Raw genomic sequence first — 4,497 nt, 5'->3', positions numbered from 1 at the left:
CAACTACTCGGCACCGGAGATGAACCTGCTCCTGCTCAACGGTGTGCGGGTGGCGGCGACTGACTACATCGGGATGGGAACTCCCGGCATTCACACCTACGTCAACCGGCTGGAGTCCGGGCACGCGATGCTCGACGCCGCGCGCGCCGCACTGCATGTCGCCAAGGCCGGTAAGGATGCGCCCGTCGGTTTCTACGGCTACTCCCAGGGTGGCGGGGCCGCGGCGTCGGCCGCCGAACTCGCGCAGACCTACGCGCCGGACTTGAACGTCAAGGCCACCTTCGCTGGTGCGCCGCCCGCCGATCTGAGCAAGGTGATCGGCCAGATCGACGGCACCCTGATCTCGGGCGGCATCGGTTTCGCGATCAACGGACTGGCCGCGCGCTACCCCGAGCTGGGGCCAATCCTGGAGAAGGAGACCAACGCGAACGGCAAGCGGGTGCTCAAAGAACTGTCCACCAAATGCATCGGCGACATCGTCCTTGGCAATGCCTTCCAGCGGACCAGCGAGTGGACGCGGGACGGTAAGCCGCTGTCGGCAGTGGTCAAGCGGCACCCGGTGATCAAATCGATGATCGACGACCAGCGCATCGGCACCCTCAAGCCGAATGCTCCGGTCCTGATTTCCACTTCGCAGTACGACGACGTGATCCCGAGCGGTCAGGTGACCCAGCTGTACCGCGACTGGCGCGCGAAGGGGGCATCGGTGCAGCTGTTGGATCAGTACATCCCGCCGATTCTGCCGGGGATGATCATCAACCACGGCCTGCCGATGATGACCACGCTCCTGCCCGGCACGAGTTTCGTCCTCGCTGAATTCAATCGCTGACCTCGGTTTCCGGGTCCATTCTAGGTAGCTGGCCGAGGTTGCCTGGCGAACCGTGATCAACTGCGTACTATGACGCAGACATCGATCAACTGGGCCGCGCGGACACTCACCACGGTGGGTGTTCTCGCGGCCCTTGTCGTCGCGACGCTGCCGGCGGCACCGGCCGCCGCCACGCCGAGTCGGGTGGCTGGATTGGGCCCGAAATGGACCTCACTGATGCACGGTGATCTCGCGTCCACCGACACCACCGGCTATCGCGGGCCCGGTCGCACCGCCCGGCTGGCCGCGTCGAGCGTGCCGGGCGGACCATGTGCCGCAACGTTCATCGGATCGGACGGGTACCCGGTCTCGTTGTGCACCAATGTGATCGCCGAGCAGCCCGGCGACCCGGCGCCGCAGTTCGCCGTCCCGGTGGTCACCCTGTTCCACCCGAAGACCGCGGCGGTGCTGGCCCGGCTGCCGCTCGCCAAGGGCGGGCTACTCGGCGGCGTCTACGGCTACCTCGACGATGCGAATCGGATTGTGGTCGCCGACGGCACCGGCGCCATCCTGAAGGTGGCGCATCGTCGCACCGGCGCAGGATGGCAACTGTACGTCGCCGACCGCATCGACATCTCGCAGCACCTCGGCAGCGATGCGGTGACCGGGCTCGCCCCCGACGGCGAGGGCCGGATCTGGTGGGTCACCACCGGCGGCATCGTGGGCACCGTCGCCGACGGCAAGCGCATCGCCTCGACGCATCTGCCGCGGGGTGAGCAGATGGGCAACGGCTTGTCGGTGCGGCCGGGCGGGGTCTCGGTGCTGAGCACACACGCCCTGTATGAGATGTGGGCGCAGGCTGACGGCGTCCCGCGTACCGTGTGGCGGCGCACCTACGACCGCGGTCCGGGACGCAAACCGGGCCAGCTCACCTGGGGTTCGGGAACCACGCCCACGTACTTCGGTCCGGGCGGGGACGCCTGGGTCGCGATCGTCGACAACGCCCGCGTCCCGCGCCTGCACGTTCTGCGCAGTGCCGACGGCTCACCGGTCTGCACGCTGCGCGCCTTCGATCAGCCGAAGCAGGGGACCGAGAACTCACCGATGGCTTGGGGAAACAGCATTGTGATCCCCAGTACATACGGGTTTGGTTATCCACCGATGGCCGAGAGCGGGGGCCCGACCGTGCCAGCCCCCTTTCTGGGCGCGATGACGCGGATCGACGTCGTCGACGGCAGGTGCACGCGAGTGTGGTCCAGCAGTGACCGGATGGCCACGCTGCCGCGGCTCTCCACCGCCGATGGCCTGATCCATGCGCTCGGTTACGGTCCGTACCAGCCTGGGCCGCAGCAAGTGGGCCCAGTGAATTACGTGGCCGTCGACTTCGGCACCGGGCGGCGCGTCACGACGCTCCCGGTCGGCACCGCCCCCGTCGACGAGCCGCTGCAGCTGACCGGCATGATCGCGCCGGACGGATCGCTGTGGCAAGGCACCTTCGGTCGCATGCTTAGAATCGCGCCATGACACTTCCGGGCGCGTGGCACGACCCCGACGACTCCGAGTCGATTCCGACGCAGGCCGAACTCGACGCCGAGGATCTCGCTGAGCTCGCTCGTACCTCGGCCGATCGTGCGCTGACCGACCGCTATCCGCGCCGCGAACAAGACCCCGGTCCGGCGCCGGTGGCGCTGACCCGCGATGCACTCTATGTCTGGTACGTCTCCGCGGGAACCGCGTTGGTGTGTATTGGCTACGGACTGGTGACGTTAGGTGGTGCCACCCGCAGGCTCGCCGACCGGTTGGCGACACAGATGTCTGATGCGCAACAGATCGACCCACATGCCACGGCGGACTCGATGGCTGCGTTCTGGCCGCCCGCGCTGCTGATCGGCTGGCTCCTCGCCATGGCAGTCACCTATCCGCTCCTTACCGCGATCGCCAAACATCACAGTCGCAACCTGCGCAGCATGTACGCCGCGGTGTGCGTGGTGGTGGCGCTGTTTGTGCCGCTGATCGGTGACCTCATCTTCGCCTATCCGGAAGTGCCCTCGGCGTTCCGGGTGCTGGCATGGACCAGCGCGGGCACGCTCCTGCTGTCCTCGTTGATCACCTTCCGGGGCGCCGTCGGTCGCTGGCTGCCTGAATCCACCCGTATCCGGCCGTCTCGGGTCTGGCGCGAACGGTAGCGCGCGGGAGTACGTTCGAAGGGGAGCGAATCGGCTCAATCCTTTCGAACCGAGTAGAGAGTGAATCGACATGACTGTGAATCCGGTGTACCGAGTGTGGTCGACGTCCACGGGCGGCGGCCGCGACGGCGAAGTGGTCTCGGAGTCCGGGCGCATCGATATGGAGTTGCGGCCCCCCGTGGAGATGGGCGGCAACGGTGCGGGTGCCAACCCTGAGGAGCTTTTCTCGGCGGGGTACGCGGCTTGTTTCAATGGTGCGTTGCAATTGATGTTTAAGAACGCCGGCCTGCCAGTGCCAGCCGGGACCAATGTGAAGGTCACCGTCGGGATCGGCGAGGACGACGCTGACGGAGGATTCGGTTTGGTCGCCGACATCCACGCCACGATTCCGGGACTGGATGCGGCCCGGGCGCAGGAACTGACCGAGCAGGCGCATGCCTTCTGCCCGTACTCCAAGGCCACCCGAGGCAATATCGCGCACACGGTCACCTCGAGCGTCTAGGGCATCGGGAACTTTTCCGACACACGGCACCGGCGTGCCCGGGGCAGCCCAGTGGACGGTAGCGTGAGCCATCGTGAACAACTGGGCTGTCCTTGCCGGATTCGCGCTGCTCGCCGCGGCGATCGCGACGATTGCGTACGTGCGGTATCGCCAACGTGAATCGGCCGCCATGCTGCGCGATGTGGAACTCGCCCGCGGTCTCCGCGAGCTCGCAAACGACGACGCCGTCCGGATCGCCTGCGTCGATGAGTTTGAAATCGCCCTGTACCAGCGACTCTTCTACCTTTCAGCGATCGGTCCGCGGCTGCGCAGTGCTGTGTGGGCGCTGCTGGCGACGCTGTTGTCGGCGACCGCGGCGCTACTTTTCGACACCGTCGACGGGGTGGCCGCTGACGTATTTTGGGGCGGGTCGCTCGTCCTGACCGCTGGCTTCGGCATTGCGACGATCGTTTATCTGGCACTCGCTGTCCTCGCCGCCGCGACGACCCCGCGCGTTTCGATCTCCGAATCATATGAGTCGATCGGCGATGACAGCGACTAGCGGTTCGGGCTACCGCTATACCGCGGCTGCGGTCGTCGCGATCACGATCGCGGCACTGGTCACCGCGTCAGCGGTCCCGGTCACCGGCGGCCGCGCGGTGGGCGGTGGCGGCTTTGCTCCCGGCACCGTGACGGTCCTCGCCGATGACGGGGTACCAGACGAGGTGCTCGTCAGCCGCGTCCTTCTGGAGTCGTCCTCGGCGGCGATCGTGGTGCGCGCCGAGGCGCGGCCGGAGGACCAGCAGCGCGCGCTCGACTTGAGTCGCAACCATCGGGTGCCCGTGTTCGTCGTAGCTCACGAGCAGGTCGGCGTCGTCGGCCAAGAACTCCGGCGGCTGAACGCCGCGACGGTGGTCAGCATCGGCGGCGAAGTGCCGGGGCTGCCACAAGCGCAGACTCCAGACGGCATGCCGCTCGGACCTGGCGTGGCACCGGCCGCGGGGCGGCCCGTGGTGCTGGTG

At 67.2% G+C, this 4,497-nt stretch carries 5 protein-coding genes and 1 pseudogene; all 6 read left to right on the top strand.

Translation table 11 applies throughout. The features are described from left to right. Nucleotides 1-829: lipase family protein (locus tag WAW85_RS07060; RefSeq protein ID WP_422558916.1), on the top strand; the 829-nt coding region annotated here is incomplete at its 5' end. Between the two features lie 69 nt (nucleotides 830-898). Beyond that, nucleotides 899-2,332 (top strand): hypothetical protein, encoded by a 1,434-nt coding sequence (locus tag WAW85_RS07055; protein WP_422558915.1) that lies wholly within the window; start codon nucleotides 899-901, stop codon nucleotides 2,330-2,332. Further along, nucleotides 2,329-2,994: a hypothetical protein gene (locus tag WAW85_RS07050; protein WP_422558914.1), complete on the top strand. Its 666-nt coding sequence runs from the start codon at nucleotides 2,329-2,331 to the stop codon at nucleotides 2,992-2,994. Before WAW85_RS07055 ends, WAW85_RS07050 begins: the two co-directional genes overlap by 4 nt. Before the next feature lie 70 nt (nucleotides 2,995-3,064). Beyond that, nucleotides 3,065-3,496: an organic hydroperoxide resistance protein gene (locus tag WAW85_RS07045; RefSeq protein WP_422558913.1), complete on the top strand. Its 432-nt coding sequence runs from the start codon at nucleotides 3,065-3,067 to the stop codon at nucleotides 3,494-3,496. A 73-nt stretch (nucleotides 3,497-3,569) separates the two neighbouring features. Next, a complete protein-coding gene (locus WAW85_RS07040; RefSeq protein WP_422558912.1) occupies nucleotides 3,570-4,037 on the top strand; it encodes a hypothetical protein in 468 nt (155 codons plus the stop codon). After that, a pseudogene (locus tag WAW85_RS07035) lies at nucleotides 4,024-4,497 on the top strand (hypothetical protein); the annotation flags it as partial. The gene WAW85_RS07040 and the pseudogene WAW85_RS07035, both read left to right, overlap by 14 nt.

The organism is Gordonia sp. (in: high G+C Gram-positive bacteria) (assembly GCF_049299075.1).
In the GTDB taxonomy this organism is placed as follows: Bacteria; Actinomycetota; Actinomycetes; order Mycobacteriales; family Mycobacteriaceae; genus Gordonia.
Note: the sequence above shows the minus strand (reverse complement) of the source record. Positions and strands in the feature narration are given on the sequence as shown.